Raw genomic sequence first — 17,298 nt, forward strand, 5'->3', positions numbered from 1 at the left:
AAACGGCCTGTCAATCATGATTAAACGCGAATTTAAGTTTTCCATTAGCGGCATCCTCCCAGACCAGACAGGCGTTGAAAGATTTCCCGCTTTTGGATTTGAATCCTTTGATCAAGGGTGTTTTACCTTTCTTCAGCAGGCTTTTCATCTGGGCCTGGCTAAGTGTCTTACCGCAAATCGGTGTTTTCCAGACCACAAATCCACAGCCGCTTTTCCAGTTGGAGCAGCCGTAACCTTTATTGCCTTCAATGACACCTTCCCCGCACCGCGGACAGGGCCCCAGTTTTTCAGGTCCGCTTTCCCGGGCTGCCGAAGAACCATTTTCTTCTTTGGCGCCCTTTGTTTTTTTAGCCGACTTGTCTGTTTGATCTGATTGATCTTCCGAAGATGTGTGAACTTTCTTGGAAGATTTCGCAGATTCGGCAGATCTGGCTGACCTGGCCGGAGCCTGGGCCAACGGCGTTTTGCCATATTTTTGTTCATAGGCCCGAAGTTCATTAATGATTCGTATCACCGCTTCTTCGACCTCAGACATGTATTTTTCCAGCGCCAGTTCGCCTTTTTCAACCTGCGCCAGGTCATATTCCAGCTGACCGGTCATTTCAGCGCTGATCAGCAGGGCGGCATGCGGAAGCCTGTTTTGAATTAATGAAATCAGCTGGGTTCCCTTTTCTGTCGGCCGCAGCGTTTTTTGCTCCTGTCTGATATAGCCACGCTGAAGCAGATTTTCAATGATCGCAGGCCGGGTAGCCACTGTCCCGAGGCCCTTCCCTTTCAGCTGCTGGCGCAGAACATCGTCTTCAATTTGTTTGCCCGCACTCTCCATCGCTTTAAGCAGGTCTCCCTGGGTAAAACGTTTCGGGGGTTTGGTACTCTTTTCGTCGATCCGGACTTCGGTCGTCTGAACAGAGTCACCCTGACTGACCGCCGGAAGTTCTGTGTTCTCTTCTTGCTGGTTCTCGCGATTCTTATTTTTTCTCCTGGTCTTTCCTGTTGTTCCGCTGCTTTCAGCCTGAGGATCCTGAGCGTCTTCGAAATCATAGACCATTTTCCAGCCTGAGCTGAGCAGAATCCTGCCTTTGGAGCGAAAATGTTCCTGGGCCGCTTCCGTAACGATTTCCGTCTGCTGATACCAGGCAGGAGGAAACCAGACAGCCAGAAAACGCCGTGCGATCAGGTCAAAAAGTTGACGTTCGGCTTCCGGCAGCTTATTCAAATGAACAGTTTCTGTCGTTGGAATGATCGCATGGTGAGCCGTAATTGTGTTGATGACCCGTTTGTTTTGAGGCACACTATAGGTCATTGCTTCATCTACATTTTCCTGATAAGGCTCCTGACGCAGGGCTTTCAAATGGGCTGGCAGCTTTGGAATCATATCCGCGGGTAAATAAGCACAATCCGTACGTGGGTAGGTAATGGCCTTTTTATCATAAAGAGACTGGGCTAGTTCCAGGACCTTTTCGGCACTAAATCCGAATCGTCTGGAAGCTGTGACAGTCAGGCTTGTCAAATCGAAAAGCAAGGGCGGAGCTTCGGAAACCTTTTTTTGTTCAGCCCGGATGATTTTCCCTGGCTGCCCCTGTGTTCTCGCAGCAATGTGTTCGGCAGTTTCCCTGTCGGTCAGGCGTCTGTTTTCCTGAGCCGGATCAAACCAGCGTCCGGTGTATTGTCCCTGCTCCGCAGAGAAGGCTGCACTGATTTCAAAATAGGTTTCAGCAACAAATTGCTCAATTTCCCACTCTCTGCGGACAATCAGCGCCAATGTCGGGGTTTGTACTCTGCCGATGGAAACCACATTCGGCTTTTTGCGGACTGTATCGAAGCTGCCAAATAAAGAGGTGAAGCCTTCGGTCAGATTCATCCCAAAGTCCCAGTCCGCAAAGGCTCTGCCGTTGCCTGCGGCTGACAGACCTTCCACGGCCTGACCCGGTCTTAACTGATTCATGCCTTCCAAGATAGCCTCTCGCGTCAGCGAAGAAATCCAGAGCCGGGAGAGCGGTTTTGTACATCCCACCAAATCCCAGACTTCCTGAAAGAGAAGCTGCCCTTCCCTGTCGGCGTCCGTTCCGCAAATAACCTGTGTGATTTCAGAAGATTTCAGCCATTTTTGTAAAACTTGAAATTGTTGGCGCGTTTGGGATTTGATTGTACGCCGAAACGAATCGACAGCTGGCAGAACGGGCAGACGTTTCAGACTCCAGCGTTTCCCGACGTGTTCCAGATCCATATAGCCTTCCGGCCTTTCCAGCTCCAGAAGATGACCGATACACCAGGTTATCACATACTGGTCATTTTCGAGCCAGCCTTGTCCTTTACCTTTTACCCCCAGGGCTGCAGCATATTCCCGGGCCTGAGCCGGTTTTTCAGCAATAATCAGTATTCTTTCCATAGGATCTTCTTTCCATATAATTTTTTTTGCATGTGAATCTTACAGACATCAAGTACCATGTTAGCTCTAAAATGCATGTAACATTGAAAAAAAGTTTAGCTTAATTTTCCATAATACTCAGTATAGCATAAAATTAACCGGTACTTTGAGATAAAGAATGTCAACTTTTCTGTTGAAAGCTGAAACTTTTTATTATTTCATGTGTATTAATAAGTGTGAATATGAAAAGGGATGGTCAGGTGCTATGTTCTTGTTAACAATCCTTGGCTATATGTTGCTGGGTCTCGTGATGATTCTGGCAGCTATGATCTTTATACCTTACCATTATCAGGCTGCTGCAGAGAATCTTGGCCATTCTCAAATGAAGGGGTCCGTTTCCTGGCTCTTTGGCGGAATCAGGATGGAGTTTGTCAAATATCCTAAACGTAAGGCTGAAACGACGTTGATGATTCTGGGTCTGACTAAAAAATTCCAGGAACGGCCAGACTCTAAGAAAGAAGATCAACAGAAGTCCGGAACAGCGTCCAAGAACAATGCCAAAAAAGATCTGCACGCTGATTCTGTGAAAGACTTAATATCTTCCAAAAAAAACATCAAAATGAATTTGGTATTCGTCAATTCCTGCGGACCGATGTTTTGAAAAAAATCCTGGCATCCCTGAGGAAAATCGCCAGGCATATCCTGCCGGATCAGCTGATCGTAAACGTCAAAATAGGCTTTTCTGATCCAATGTATACCGGTTTCCTGTTGGTACTGCTGACTCAGGGATACCTTTGGTATGACAGATTTGATATTGCTGTCGAACTTGTATTTGGTCAGGAAATGCTGGAAGGAAGGTTTTTCATTGGCGGAAGGATCTGGCTGCCCTATCTGCTCTCTGTAATCATCGGGCTTCTGGTCACGAAACCAATTCGCAATATCATGTTAACGAACTTAAAAATCAAATTTAAAGGAGGATCCCCCTATGTCGGATAGTTTTAACATTGGCGAAAATATCACCAACATCTTTGAAAAACTGGAAAGCTTTCTGAAGACCAAGACCGTCGTCGGCGAACCTATGCAGGTCGGAGAAATCATTCTTGTTCCATTCATCGATTTTACATTTGGTCTGGGTACGAGCGGCGGAAGCGGCATTGAACAGAAAAACAACCAAGGCTTGGGTGGCGGTGCCTGTAGTGGCGGCCGTATTTCGCCAACAGCAGTTCTGGTTATCAGAGGCGATCAGGTCGAACTGCTGCCAATTGAAAAATCAGGAGGGCTCGAAAAACTAATCGATATGGTTCCCGAGATCGTGAATAAAGTCAAAGATCAAAAATGCAGTGAAGAATAAATCATATGTCTAATATTTAGTGGTGCTTCCCGGCGGACGAAAAGTTCACCAGGAAGCACCACTTCTAATTTAAATCATGCGTGTTCATTCTATTAATGGAATGTAATCATTCCGTAGACATGCATCTTTTGTTGTTAAGAAAGCAGTATTTTATCAACTAACACGATCAATTGTTCGATTTCTGGCTTCGTGATTTGGGCATAGGCGCCGAGCGACTGCCCTTTCCTTTTTAGCTCTTCACTGATCATCGAGGAGAAGATAATGACGGGCAGCTCTTTAAGTTTGTCATCCTCTTTTATTTTTTTGATCAGATGATGACCATCCATTTGGGGCATTTCAATGTCTGTAATGACCAGCTGCACTTTATCCTCGATCGAACTGCCGTCAGCAATCATTTTGTTCAGACTATCCCATGCTTCCAGACCATTATCGTTGGGAATCACATGATAACCTGCAGCGCTAAGTGTTCTGATTAGTAGTTCCCGAAGAACGCGGGAATCCTCTGCGATTAATATTGTTTTTGTCTTTCTGAGGCCGTCCATTTCTTCAGCTACCGCGGGTATCGTTGATAATCTTTTGTTCATGGTCGGATCAATCTCAGAAATAATCTTTTCGAAATCGATCAGAACGATGATTTTTTCTTCCAGCTTAACGACACCGACTGCAAAGTCCGAACCGGCAATATCCGACAAAGGTTCCATCTGGGTCCAGGATACGCGGTAGATCCTCGTGACTTCATCAACTCTGAAGCTGATCATTTCACCATTGATTTCACAAACAATGATCTGCTGGTTATCTGTGACCTGCTTAACGCCGGTTAGGCATCGCGTCAGATCAACAAGCGGAATGATCTTATTCCGTAAAGTAAATAGTCCCTCTATATATGGATGTGAACCTACCAGGTGTGTCACCTTGACATTGTTGATAATTTCCCTTACTTTGGCGACGTTAATCCCATAGAATTTCCCGTCTACGGTAAACTCGATAATTTCAAACTCATTGGTTCCGGATTCCAGCAAAATTCCTTTATCATCCTGCATCGTCTGTCTCCTCTTCCCTGGAGTATTTATATCTTGTATTTTCGCTAAAGAAGCTCCAAAATCCTTCAGAATTCGTCTTTTCTACAATTAATTATTTCGGTTTATTTCAATAAATACAGTTTTATTATGACATTTGAGCATTCAGCGATTCACTTTTCTTACTTTCCGCAGTTTACCTTTGAGCGGCGTTGTTTGCAAGGCTTCAAGGACAAGTGACCCTTTAAAGTTCAGGATTTCCACATAACTCAATTCATCCAAAATATTGATAATCCCGATGTCAGCCGCAGTCATACCCGCAATATTCGTCAGTGCGCCCACAATATCCGCCGGCCGGATCTTGGATTTCTTTCCGGCATTGATCTGGAGCTTCATGATTTCCAAATTGATCCGGGTGCCTTTCATGGCTTTATTATCCGGCAAAACGGTTATTTTCTCCTGAAAGACGGCTTCGGCATTGCGGACAGTATCCTGAGAAGGTCTTTGTTTCAGTGGGATCTCCTGTCCAACATATTTCTGTATATCCTGCAGGTAAATGTCATCTTCTTTGGTAACAAAAGAGATTGCTTTGCCGTTTTTATTCAAACGCCCTGTTCTGCCAATCCGGTGTACATAGCTTTCCTTTTCCTGCGGCAGATCAAAGTTAATGACGAGTGAAATATCTTCGATATCAATCCCCCGGGCTGCCACATCTGTTGCAATCAGGTACCGAAAATAACCCCGTTTAAAATCATCCATGACACTCAGGCGGTGCCCTTGTTCCATACCGCCATGAATTTTGGCGCAGGGATAATCGAGCAATTTCAATTCCGCATAGACCTCATCCACCTGATGTTTGGTATTGCAGAAAATCAGACAGCTATCGGGATTCTCAGTGACTGAAAGATCTTTAAGAAGCTTTATTTTATCCTGTCTGGCAATGAGGTATCTTTCCTGGGAGATTCTTTCCGCAGCGGATGTTTCTTCTTGCGTTTCTACATAGACTGGCTCGCGCAAATAATGATCACACAGTGTTCTGACATCAGAAGGCATCGTGGCCGACAGCAGGGCTGTTACGCGGTCGGCAGACAAGCTGCCAAGGATGGTTTCCGTCTGTTCCAGAAAGCCCATATTCATCAGTTCATCCGCTTCGTCAATAACCAGGTATTTGATACAAGAAGTATCCAGCGTCCCTTTCTGAAAATGATCGATCAGCCGGCCAGGCGTTCCCACCACAATATGCGTTTTTTGCTTCAGCTCTTTCTCCTGATAATAGAAAGGAGATTTGCCGTATACCGCAGCAATTTTTAGTCTTTTAAAACGGCCGATATGAAACAGATCCTCTTTGACCTGGATGGCCAGTTCTCTCGTTGGCGTGATGATCAGGGCCTGGGGTTTATTTTCTTCCCAATCCACCATCTGGCAAAGCGGAATAGCAAAAGCGGCCGTCTTGCCGCTGCCGGTCTGAGATTTAACAATCACATCTTTTTGCGCCAGAAACAATGGGATGACCTGTTTCTGGACGTTCGTAGGCTTGTCATAGTTCAGCAGCTGAAGGGCTTTTAATATTTCCGGACTTAACGGATATTGGTCAAAAGAAACCTGGTGCATGCGGTCATCTCTTTCTTTATCAGGAGTATGTATAAAAGGAATATTATAAATTTTTTAGATTTACTCGGGCTCGTCAACGTAATGGATGGCCGCTTTCGGTCGTTGTGTCATCCTGACACAAAATCCCGCGCTTCGCAATCCATGCTCCGCTTGACGCTGTCCATCCATTACGTTGACTTAGTCTGGAGTTAGTAAGTTGTTTTTTATTCTATTTAGTATTATTTCTGCAGATCAGGAATCAATTCCTTTATTCTTTCAAGTACCTTATTAACGTTAAATGCACAGCAGCAAGCTAAACAAATACGACCCCCTTGCAGAAAGGAGGCCGTAGTCCGCGCCATGGATTTAAATTACATATTTGCAGCAAGCGCATGAAAGGACAGATCATCTGATCTTTCAGCGATATGGTTCAAAACCTTGATAATGGTTGCAGGGGAAGATGTCTGTTTGACAACTTTATACTCTCTGGAGGTTTCACCATATATATTTTCAAGGACGACGAGTACATCTTTTTTGACGGCCGCAAATTGATCCGCTTCAAAAGCCTTCGCCAGCTTTTTAAGTTCATGACAAAAACGCATAAAAAAAACACCTCCTTCTCACATGCTCCAATACTTCAGGGAGTGTTACTTCAATATTTCAGAATTCAGTAAAACAATGATGTAAATGAAATCTTGATGTCCGTAAAAATACTCCGAAATGTATTATATAGAAGGAATAACGATGTGTCAACCATCTTTTACGGCAGCATACACTTGATCTTCAGCGCAAGCTGATAAAGCAATATCACATGAAAGTGAGGTTTGTCGCTGAGAAAATTGAAACGCGGGAAGAATTTCAGCGCGCTTATGAAATGGGATATGATTATTTTCAAGGTTATTTTTTCAGCAAACCTTCGATCATTAATTCTAAAGAGATTGTATCACTGAACAGCAATATATTGAAAATCATTCAGGAACTCAAAATGCCTGAACCGAACTATACGGTGATTGGCAATATTGTTCAAAGTGATCTCGGCCTGACCTATAAAATTTTTAAACTTGCCAACTCCACATATCTTGGGACAAAAAATAAAATCAATTCTATCCCACAGGCGCTCGCCCACCTTGGCTTAAAAGAACTGTACCGCTGGAGCTCAATCATCATGCTGAAAGATCTGCAAAATATCGAAAACGCGGAACTGATCAAATTGTCACTTATCCGAGGAAAACTAATGGAACTTTTAGCTTCAGAACTGGGAGATAAAACGAGCAGTTCTGAATTCTTTTTTACTGGGATGTTTTCTTCCATTGACATTCTGCTGAACAAAAGCATGGAGCAGGTGCTCCATGGCCTTTCCCTACCGGATCATGTAAAACTGGCCTTGCTCGGCCAGGATAATAAACAACGGCGCTTATTGGATTTCATCATTGACTTTGAAAAGTGAAGTCGTATCATTGGAGCGTATCATTCGAGCAAAGACAGGAATGAAAAGTTCAGACAATCAATCAGTCCACGGTTCGTCAGGCGCAGTTCCGGGATAACAGGCAGACTTAAGAGCGCCATGGTCATAAATGGCGAGGCCAAACTGCATCCAAGCTCTTTCCAGGCTTTATCAAGCTGAGTCACCATTCCGGCCACTTCCTCGACCGGTCTGTCCGACATTAAGCCGGCGATCGGCAGTGGCAGTATGGCCAGCACTTTCCCATCCCTCACAGTGGCCATACCGCCGCCAAGGTCTGCCAGTGTATTGCCGGCAAGCGCCATATCCGCGTCATTTACACCGATGATGATCAGATTATGACCGTCATGAGCCACTGTTGATGCGACTGCCCCGCTCTTCATCTGGAAACCCTTGACATACCCGAGGCCGTAATTTCCCGGGCCGCCGTGCCTTTCCAGGACCATAACCTTGGCAATATCGGCTGTAATGTCAGGACATACCTGCCCTTGCGCTGTTCCCATCTCGATCACGCGATGAAGGGTTCCGGCCTGGGCTTCTTTGATCTCGATGACGTGCGCCCTGACCGTCGTTCTTCCTTCCGGAGCTTTGATGATGAAGTCTCCGGATTTCAGTTTATGGGACAGATGAACGGAACTGCGGAACTTCTCCGGATAGCTGACGGACGAAATTTCAGCCAGCATCCGTCCTTGTTCTGCTATGATTTCCCCGTCTATCATTACTTTTTCTACGGTGACTTCCGCGAGGTCACGCAGAAAAACAATATCTGCACATCTGCCAGGTGAGATACTCCCGAGATGCCGGTCAAGCCCGAAACACTGAGCAGGATTAATGGTTGCCATTTGAATCGCCGTAACCGGATTGACACCCTGGCGAATCGCCTGGCGGATCACATGGTTGAGGTGTCCTTTGGCCAAAAGGGTATGCGGATGCACATCGTCCGTCACCAGCACGGCATACCGGGAATCTACTTTGTTTTCAGTAATGGCCCGGACGGTTTCCTTAACGTCCTGCCAGGCTGAGCCTTCCCGCAGTTTGGCATACATACCGAGACGCATCCGGGCCAGGGCATCCTCCCTGGTCGTACTTTCATGGCAGGACAGGATCCCGGCTGCTGCATAAGCCTGCAATCCTTTTTCGAGATCAGCAGAAGCGTAATGCCCGGTAACCGGCTTGCCGGCGTTCAGCGTTACCTTTAATTCGGCATGAACCTGCGCATCACCAGAGATGACTGCCGGATAATTCATCATTTCCCCGAGCCCGATGATCCTGCTGTCCTGCAAGGCTTCTTCGATTTCAGCCGGGCCGATGATCGCTCCGGCATCTTCAAAACCCGGAGCAGCAGGTACACAGGACGGCATTGTTGCAAATACTTTAAGTGGCATGGCCTGTCCTTCTTCGACCATCATCTTAACGCCTTCCAGACCGAAGACATTGGCAATCTCATGCGGGTCCATCACAATGCACGTCGTTCCCTGCGGCAGGACAGCTCTGGTGAATTCCCTCAGCGTGACCATGCTGCTCTCGACATGCAGATGTCCGTCCAGAAAACCCGGTGCCAGCGTATAGCCCGAGGCATCGATGATCTTCGTCTGTTCCCCGATAGCAGGCGCGGCATTACCGACTAGGACAATCCGGCCGTGTTTGATCGCGACGTCCTTGTTTTCTTCGATTTCACAAGTATTTACATTGATGATGCGGCCGCCCCGGATCACCGTGTCCGCTTTCAGGATACCCATGGCGGTTTGAGCCAGTTCGGCTGTTTTCTCCTGAAAATCTTTCACGAGAAAATTGAGTACACAATCATTCAACACTTTAATCCCCTCGTTTTATTTCATGGATGATTCCTTTTGCTATGATTACTTTTATCAATGGATTTTTTCATCTCATTGACTATAGACTGTTTTCTGTCTGGGCGGCAATCAGGGTGGCTGCCCCGTATTTTTCCCTTAAACGCGGTTTCTCAATCTTACCGGTTGGATTGCGCGGGACCTTGTCGAAGATAATCCGGCGCGGACGTTTATAGCGGGGCATTGGTGCACAGAAAACGCTGATATCTTCTTCTGTGCAGATACTTCCCGGTTTGAGTTCGATGATTGCTGCGGTAATCTCACCCAGGCGCGGATCAGGCAGACCAATCACTGCGACATCCTTAATCGACGTATGTGCACGCAGGAAGTCTTCGATCTGAACCGGATAAATATTTTCGCCGCCGCTGATGATCACATCTTTTTTCCTATCGACCAAATATATAAAGCCGGCCTCATCCATCCTGGCCACATCACCGGTCAGCAACCAGCCGTCTTTCAGGGCTACAGCCGTGGCTTCAGGGTCGTTGTAGTAGCATTTCATGACACCCGGACCTTTGACCCTCAGTTCCCCTACCTGACCCTGTTGGACCGGACAGCCGTTTTCGTCAGTAATTTGAACTTCCCACTGATAACCGGGTACCCCAATCGCGCCCACTTTATGGATGTTCTCTAGGCCAAGATGCACACAGCCCGGTCCGATGGACTCACTCAGGCCGTAATTCGTATCGTACAGATGATTTGGAAAATAGTTTTTCCAGCGGCGGATCAGGCTGGGAGGTACCGGCTGGGCCCCTATATGCATCAGGCGCCATTGAGAGAGCTCATAATCCTCCAGCTTAACTTTGCCGCTCTCAATCGCATCCAGGATATCCTGGGCCCATGGAACGAGAAGCCAGGCGATGGTGATTTTTTCCTCGCTGATCGTCTTCAGAATCCACTCCGGTTTGACGCCGCGCAGCAGGACAGCTTTGCTGCCTGAGAGCAGGCTGCCGAACCAGTGCATTTTGGCACCGGTGTGATAAAGCGGCGGTATGCACAGGAAATTGTCGTCACGGGTCTGTCCATGATGGTTTTGTTCCGTATAACAGGCCGACATTAAGCTCCGGTGTGTATGGAGGATGGCTTTCGGGAAGCCGGTCGTCCCGGAAGAAAAGTAGACGGCCGCATCATCATCGTCAGACAGTACAACTTGCGGCACCTCCGAGGAACTGTTCGCTGCCAGCCGGTCGTAATTCTCTGCGAAGGACGGACGGTTTTCACCCGCAAATAAAAGCGTTTTGACTTTAGGGATCTGATCGTAAATCGTTTCCACACGGCCAATAAATTCCGGTCCAAAGATCAACGCAATTGTATCGGACAATTCCAGGCAGTATTTGATTTCTTCAGCTGTGTAGCGAAAATTTAAAGGGACTGCAACGGCGCCGGATTTTAAGATACCGAAGTAAATCGGCAGCCATTCCAGGCAATTCATTAATAAAATGGCGACTTTATCGCCTTTCTTAATGCCTCTTTTCAGAAGCAGATTCGCCATACGGTTCGCTTTCTCGTCAAAAACCCGCCAGGTCATTTCCAGCCGGTATTCCCCTGCCGGATTATTTTCGATCAGTTCATACTCTCTCCAGGTGATTTTATGGCTTTCCTGAAGATCCAGATTAATCTCGGTCAGACATTTCTCCTGTCCGTACAACGCTGCGTTGCGTACCAACAATTCAGTAATGGGCATTGTTTAATCTCCTCCCGTTCTACCATGACAATATTTGTTTGTGATGAAATAAATTGACTTATATAAAACTGTAAATTTAAAATGCAAAATTAATAGCGGTTATCAAAGATGCGGGTCGATTTCTTTTCGCTCCGGGGAAGTTCCCCGATAGCTACGGCTTTCGGGACGACGGAAATCCCAATTTTTGCTTTACAATGCTGTTTGACGTCTTGTTCGAGCTGCTTTTTATCTGCATTGTTTTCGGTCTCAAAGAACAGCGTCATAATATCTTTGCCGCTTAAATGGTCAATCATGACCTGGTATTCACTGCTGGCACCTTCTACTTCGCGCAGAAGCTCGTCAATCTGACCCGGGAAAATATTCACACCCTTGACTTTGACCATATCATCGGTACGGCCGATAATGGTATCGATTCTGGGGTGAGCCAGACCGCAGGCACATTCTCCTGGCAGGAAACGGGTTAAATCATGGGTGCGGTAGCGAATCAGCGGAGCACCTTCCTTCTTTAAGGTCGTGATCACCAGTTCCCCAATTTCGCCTTCCGGTACCTGCTGGCCGGTATGCGGGTCGATAATCTCAAAGTACAGATAATCATCCCAATAATGCATGCCGCATTCGTAATCGCAGCTCATCGCAATGCCCGGTCCGTAAATCTCAGTCAAGCCATAGATATCGTATAATTGAACGCCCAGTTCACCGGCGATGCGTCGGCGCATTTTTTCGCCCCAGCGTTCCGAACCGATGACACCTTTGCGCAGGTGGATTTTGTCCTTGACTCCCCTTTTGGAGATCTCTTCAGCCAGGAGCAAGGCATAGGATGAAGTCGCGCACAAAACGGTACTTTTTAAATCAATCATCATTTGAATTTGTTTATCGGTATTGCCAGGGCCCATCGGAATAACCATGGCCCCTAAAAGCTCAGCTCCGTTCTGAAAGCCGATGCCTGCTGTCCATAAGCCGTAGCCCGGCGTAATATGGACCCGGTCCAGGTTGGTCAAACCGGCTGTTTCATAGCAGCGTTTAAACATGATGGCCCAGTCTTCGACATCCTGCCTTGTATACGGAATAATGACCGGGGTGCCGGTGGTTCCGGAAGAGGAATGAATCCGGACAATCTCACTGTCGGGAACAGCCTGCAGGCCAAGTGGATAAGCTTCTCTCAGATCATCTTTATTGGTAAACGGTAGTTTTTCAAAATCTTCCTGGCTTTGCATGCTCTGAAGTAGTTCGTACCCTGCAAATTTCTTGCTGTAAAAACCGTCGAGACTGCAGAGTTTGGTCAGATTTTTTCTAATCGCTGCAAACTGGGTTTCATTCATCCGTTTCATACACAAATATTCCCCTCTTCTATGTTTTGGGCACCGGCCCGAAGGGCCTGAATGTTCATGTCCAGCAGTTTAGCCGGCAATACGCTTTCCAGAGCAGTTTCCATGTCCGTAAGTGTAAAGCCAAGTACACCGCTGCCTGCTGCTGCACCGAGTAAGGCAGTGTTTAAGACTTTTGGTGAGCCGCAGACAGAACAGACTGCATCGCTATCCACAATATAGAACCGGCTGACACTGTTTTGCAGATAGTCCAGCATCGTCTTCCCCTCATAACCTTCAGCCGAGAGTGAAGCTGTGACCGGTTTAATCGCTTTTTGACTGACAATGACGGTCCCTTGCGGCTTTAAAAAAGGAAGCGCCCGTACAGCTTCCGCGGGTTCAAAGCCTAGCACCAGATCAGCTGTCTTCAATGCTACCAGCGGAGCGTGAATATTTTCACCGATCCTTACATGGCTGACGACGCAGCCACCCCGCTGGGCCATGCCGATCGTCTCCGCTGTACGAACTTTTAAGCCTTTTTGCATCGCGGATTGGGCAATAACTTTGGAAGCCAGGACAATTCCCTGACCGCCTACCCCAGCTAAGATAATATTCATACCGGCTCACCTCCTATCGCAGCAAAAGAACAGACTTGTGTACAGAGTGAGCAACCGTAGCATAAAGCCGAATCAATTTCAGCCTTATCTACTTTCCAGGTAATGGCCGGACAGCCCAATTCTTTGATACAGCGCTTGCAGCCGCTGCATTTTCCGGGATCAACTGTGAATTGCGGCCCTGGTTTGGCTATTGCAATGCACGGATATTCAAAGATCACCGCTGAAACGCCACGCACCGCTGCAGCATCTTGGATGGCAGCGACCGCTTGTTTTAAGTTGAGCGGATTGCATGTCGTAATCTGTTTAACACCCAAGGCTTGAAGGACAGCCGGAATACTAATTTTTTCAGCGATATTTCCCATCATGGTTTTCCCGGTGCCCGGGTGTGGCTGATGACCTGTCATCGCCGTTGTCGAATTGTCGAGAATGATCAATACGATATCGGTTTCATTGTAAACAGCATTAATCACACCGGCAATGCCTGTATGAAAAAAGGTTGAATCACCGATAAATGCAAAATTAACCGTATCCGGTTCAGCGCGGTGCAGTCCCTGGGCAATCGTAATGCCTGCACCCATGCAGAGGCAGGTGTCAACCATCTCCAGCGGACTTGCATTACCAAGTGTATAGCAGCCGATGTCACCGGAAAAGACCGCTTTCTTACCTTTCATGGCTTTTTTCACCGCGTAAAAAGAAGCGCGGTGCGGACAGCCGGCACAGAGTACCGAAGGCCGGACCGGCAGAGCCGGCTGCTCAGGCTGTATAACTTCTACAGTCTGTTGATCCTCTTCAGCTATGCATTCTTCTTTATTGTTTATATCCTCATGTTTAGCATTCAATGTGGAGAGATTTAGACGGCAGTCTTCATCCTGATTAGGCTTCTTTAAGAATTTCGTGATTGCCTTGCGCGCGATTTCAATGCTGTTTTCCCCAGCCTGAGGGGTATGGCCGCTCAGTTTGCCGAAGACTTTGACAGGCAAATGGTATTGGCCGCACAGGAAAATCAATTCTTTTTCAATCACTGGATCCAGTTCTTCGATCACCAGTACTTCATCGAGGCCGCTTAAGAATTCCAGGGCCAGTCTTACCGGAAAAGGATGCGGCGTTGAAACTTTGAAGAGTTTATAGTCAATATCCGAACTATTCTTCTGAACATCGTTTTCGCGTTGACGGCACTCCTTTAGCGCCTGGATCGCTTCACACGTATAAGCATAACTGATGCCGCCTGTGGCAATACCTTTTTTACCGCTGCCGGTTAATATATTGCAGGGATAGGAGGAAAAGTCCGCTTCCAGTATTGGACGTCTGGCTTCAATTTGCAGATGCTTTTCATAAGAAAGGCGAGGAAAAATCGTCCATTTCGGATTTTTGACAAAAGCGCCGGCCGAAGAAGCCGCCTGGGCGGGTTCGAGTACGATAGAGGCGCTGCCATGACAAACACGCGTGGTTGGACGAAATAAGACCGGGGTCTTGTATTCTTCCGAATAGGCAAACGCATCGCCAATCATCTGATAAGCTTCTTCCGGTGAAGATGGGTCAAAGACAGGCAGTTTGGCAAAAGAAGCAAAATGACGGGTATCCTGCTCTGTCTGGGAAGAAATAGGTCCGGGATCATCGGCAACAACGATGACCATTCCCCCCTCTACCCCGATATAAGCGAGGCTCATTAATGGATCGGAGGCAACATTAAGACCAACTTGTTTCATGGTGACCATCGTTCTGAGACCAGCATAGGCTGCACCAGCCGCAACTTCCAGCGCGGATTTTTCATTGACGGACCATTCAACATAAATATTCCCGGGATTCTTCCGGGCGACTGTTTCCAATATTTCAGTGGAAGGCGTGCCTGGATAGCCGGTTACAACCGCAACGCCGGCCCGGATAGCTCCCATGGCAATTGCCTCATTCCCCATTAAGAGTACTTGTTCCATGAATCGTCCTCCTAAAACAGATCAAGACCAATAGACTAATATTGACGAACAAACCAATAAGCTTGCCCTTTAAAGAAAGACAAGCTTTGAAATTGCAAATAACATATTTAAGTATAATTCTTTTTTGGCATGATCGTCAACGACATTACTGTTTTTAAGGCAATTTTTTAAGAATTTTTATCGATTTGCTTCGGTAATGATCTGATTACGCTCCATTGACAGAAGACACTTTATTTTATATAGCTGTTATCCTTCAGAAGGACGTCATGTGAACCGCCTTCCACGATGCTTGTTGCGGATACGAGCGTGAGTTTGGCATTTTTGTGCAGTTCTGGAATCGTCAAAACCCCACAGTTGCTCATGGTTGAACGGACTTTGTTCAGGCTCAGGGTTACGTTGTCTTTTAAACTGCCGGCGTATGGCACATAGGAGTCAACGCCTTCTTCAAAAGAAAGCTTGCCGTCACCGCCGAGATCGTAGCGCTGCCAATTCCTGGCACGGTTAGAGCCTTCTCCCCAGTATTCCTTCATGTAGCTGCCATTGATATTGACTTTGTTCGTCGGGCTCTCATCAAAACGTGAAAAATACCGGCCAAGCATGATAAAATCGGCCCCCATCGCCAGCGCCAGTGTAATATGGTAATCATGGACGATACCGCCATCCGAGCAGACGGGGATATAAATTCCGGTTTCCTTGAAATATTGATCGCGCGCATTGGCAACTTCAATCAACGCGGTAGCCTGTCCGCGGCCTATCCCTTTTTGTTCGCGGGTAATGCAGATCGACCCGCCGCCAATGCCGACTTTGACAAAGTCGGCCCCCGCTTCGGCCAGGAATAAGAATCCCTCGCGGTCCACGACGTTCCCGGCGCCAACCTTTACGGATTCACCGTATTTTTTGCGGATAAAATCGATCGTCCTTTTCTGCCATTCCGAAAAGCCTTCGGAAGAATCAATGCAAAGAACATCTGATCCGGCATTAACCAGCGCAGGCACTCGTTCTTCATAGTCCCTCGTATTAATCCCTGCTCCGACAATATACCTTTTGGAGGCGTCCAGAAGTTCCCTTTCGTATTCTTTATGGGAATCATAGTCTTTGCGGAAGACCAGATACTTAAGGTTTTGGTCTTTATCGATCAAAGGTAAAGCATTCAGCTTATGGTCCCAAATAATATCGTTGGCTTCACTCAGGGTGATCTGATCACTTCCGCAGATCAGATCCTCAAACTTTGTCATGAATTCTTTGACTTTCGTATCTTTGGACATTCTGCTGACGCGGTAATCTCTGGTCGTAACAAGACCCAGCAGCTTACCCGTAGCTGTACCGTCTGAGGTCACCGCCACTGTGGAATGATCCGTTTTGGCTTTCAGGGCCAAAATGTTCGCCAGCGTGCTGTCCGGGGTTATATTGGAATCGCTGGTCACAAAACCTGCCTTATAGTTTTTGACCCGCGCAATCATCTGAGCCTGGGTATCAATCGGCTGAGAACAATAAATAAACGAAATACCGCCTTCTCTGGCCAGAGCAATTGCCATTTTATCGTCCGAAACAGACTGCATGATTGCCGATACCAGAGGAATATTCGTATTAATGGAAGATTCCTCACCTTTTTTGTATTTTACAACGGGAGTCTTCAGACTTACATTTGTCGGGGTACAGTCTGCCGAAGAATACCCGGGTACTAATAAATATTCTCCAAAAGTATGGGAAGGTTCATCAAAATAAGTTGCCATATCAATCTCTCCTTTGTCATTAATAATAATCATTCAAAACATTTTTATTGCATAAAGCTTGTACTTCTTCATTTATATATCAGGCGCCAGCTAAGTCTTCTTTAAAATCAATAACGAAGATATAACCATAAATATTCTTATTCGCTAAATATTATCACATTCCCTTCAAAAATCAAGATGTCAGTAGAAATTCAGACAATTTTAAATGTTAACCTCAATTGACTTTGTAAATGCAACCTATACATTACTGGGTGATTGCATTTAAATCTTCAAACAGGATAGTGGCATTAAGTCTTACAATCGAAAGTCTCCTTTTTCTTCACTCCCCCATGGGGGAGTGATTGCATTTAGTCTGGCAATATTCCGACAAGAACTTTAGGATGTGTTCTGCG

14 protein-coding genes are annotated in these 17,298 nt (G+C 46.7%); 4 read left to right on the top strand and 10 right to left on the bottom strand.

Annotation, left to right across the window (positions count from 1 at the left end; translation table 11 throughout):
• Window positions 1-10 precede the first annotated feature (10 nt).
• The gene (locus DEHRE_RS07225) at window positions 11-2,389 is read right to left on the bottom strand and encodes a type IA DNA topoisomerase (RefSeq protein WP_019225407.1); all 2,379 of its coding nucleotides are present in this window, start codon (window positions 2,387-2,389) and stop codon (window positions 11-13) included.
• Between the two features lie 244 nt (window positions 2,390-2,633).
• Between DEHRE_RS07225 and DEHRE_RS15255 the strand changes: the two genes are divergently transcribed.
• The 3 genes from DEHRE_RS15255 to DEHRE_RS07235 are packed head-to-tail and all read left to right on the top strand — an operon-like array spanning window position 2,634 to window position 3,719.
• Complete coding sequence (locus DEHRE_RS15255; RefSeq protein WP_242836899.1) at window positions 2,634-3,029, top strand: hypothetical protein; 396 nt, start codon at window positions 2,634-2,636, stop codon at window positions 3,027-3,029.
• Window positions 3,026-3,364, top strand: a complete 339-nt coding sequence (locus DEHRE_RS15260; RefSeq protein WP_242836900.1) for a hypothetical protein — start codon at window positions 3,026-3,028, stop codon at window positions 3,362-3,364. Before DEHRE_RS15255 ends, DEHRE_RS15260 begins: the two co-directional genes overlap by 4 nt.
• Window positions 3,354-3,719, top strand: coding sequence for a GerW family sporulation protein (locus tag DEHRE_RS07235; protein ID WP_019225409.1), 366 nt, complete (start codon window positions 3,354-3,356; stop codon window positions 3,717-3,719). Before DEHRE_RS15260 ends, DEHRE_RS07235 begins: the two co-directional genes overlap by 11 nt.
• Window positions 3,720-3,853: 134 nt before the next feature.
• On the opposite strand, the gene DEHRE_RS07240 is transcribed toward DEHRE_RS07235, so the two are convergent.
• The 3 genes from DEHRE_RS07240 to DEHRE_RS07250 all read right to left on the bottom strand — a co-directional run bounded on the left by DEHRE_RS07240 (window position 3,854) and on the right by DEHRE_RS07250 (window position 6,927).
• Window positions 3,854-4,759: a chemotaxis protein gene (locus DEHRE_RS07240; RefSeq protein ID WP_019225410.1), complete on the bottom strand. Its 906-nt coding sequence runs from the start codon at window positions 4,757-4,759 to the stop codon at window positions 3,854-3,856.
• A gap of 141 nt (window positions 4,760-4,900) precedes the next feature.
• Window positions 4,901-6,346, bottom strand: a complete 1,446-nt coding sequence (locus tag DEHRE_RS07245; protein ID WP_019225411.1) for a DEAD/DEAH box helicase — start codon at window positions 6,344-6,346, stop codon at window positions 4,901-4,903.
• Window positions 6,347-6,696: 350 nt separating this feature from the next.
• Window positions 6,697-6,927 (bottom strand): hypothetical protein, encoded by a 231-nt coding sequence (locus DEHRE_RS07250; RefSeq protein WP_019225412.1) that lies wholly within the window; start codon window positions 6,925-6,927, stop codon window positions 6,697-6,699.
• 209 nt (window positions 6,928-7,136) lie between these two features.
• On the opposite strand from DEHRE_RS07250, the gene DEHRE_RS07255 reads away from it, so the two are divergent.
• On the top strand, window positions 7,137-7,772 hold the full coding sequence (locus DEHRE_RS07255) for an EAL and HDOD domain-containing protein (RefSeq protein WP_019225413.1): 636 nt from the start codon (window positions 7,137-7,139) through the stop codon (window positions 7,770-7,772).
• Between the two features lie 20 nt (window positions 7,773-7,792).
• Here DEHRE_RS07255 and ade read toward each other — a convergent pair whose 3' ends face one another.
• The 6 genes from ade to DEHRE_RS07285 form a co-directional block, all read right to left on the bottom strand.
• Window positions 7,793-9,601, bottom strand: coding sequence for an adenine deaminase (gene ade, locus DEHRE_RS07260; protein ID WP_019225414.1), 1,809 nt, complete (start codon window positions 9,599-9,601; stop codon window positions 7,793-7,795).
• Between the two features lie 79 nt (window positions 9,602-9,680).
• Complete coding sequence (locus tag DEHRE_RS07265) at window positions 9,681-11,321, bottom strand: class I adenylate-forming enzyme family protein (protein WP_019225415.1); 1,641 nt, start codon at window positions 11,319-11,321, stop codon at window positions 9,681-9,683.
• 89 nt (window positions 11,322-11,410) lie between these two features.
• Window positions 11,411-12,649 carry a phenylacetate--CoA ligase family protein gene (locus DEHRE_RS07270; protein WP_019225416.1) on the bottom strand — a complete coding sequence of 413 codons (1,239 nt, stop codon included), beginning with the start codon at window positions 12,647-12,649 and terminating at the stop codon, window positions 11,411-11,413.
• Window positions 12,646-13,242 (bottom strand): indolepyruvate oxidoreductase subunit beta, encoded by a 597-nt coding sequence (locus tag DEHRE_RS07275; RefSeq protein WP_019225417.1) that lies wholly within the window; start codon window positions 13,240-13,242, stop codon window positions 12,646-12,648. The genes DEHRE_RS07270 and DEHRE_RS07275 overlap by 4 nt, the downstream gene beginning before the upstream one ends.
• Window positions 13,239-15,173, bottom strand: coding sequence for an indolepyruvate ferredoxin oxidoreductase subunit alpha (gene iorA / locus DEHRE_RS07280; protein WP_019225418.1), 1,935 nt, complete (start codon window positions 15,171-15,173; stop codon window positions 13,239-13,241). Before iorA ends, DEHRE_RS07275 begins: the two co-directional genes overlap by 4 nt.
• A 230-nt stretch (window positions 15,174-15,403) precedes the next feature.
• A complete protein-coding gene (locus DEHRE_RS07285; protein ID WP_019225419.1) occupies window positions 15,404-16,906 on the bottom strand; it encodes an IMP dehydrogenase in 1,503 nt (500 codons plus the stop codon).
• Window positions 16,907-17,298: the final 392 nt, after the last annotated feature.

Source organism: Dehalobacter restrictus DSM 9455 (genome assembly GCF_000512895.1).
In the GTDB taxonomy this organism is placed as follows: Bacteria; Bacillota; Desulfitobacteriia; order Desulfitobacteriales; family Syntrophobotulaceae; genus Dehalobacter; species Dehalobacter restrictus.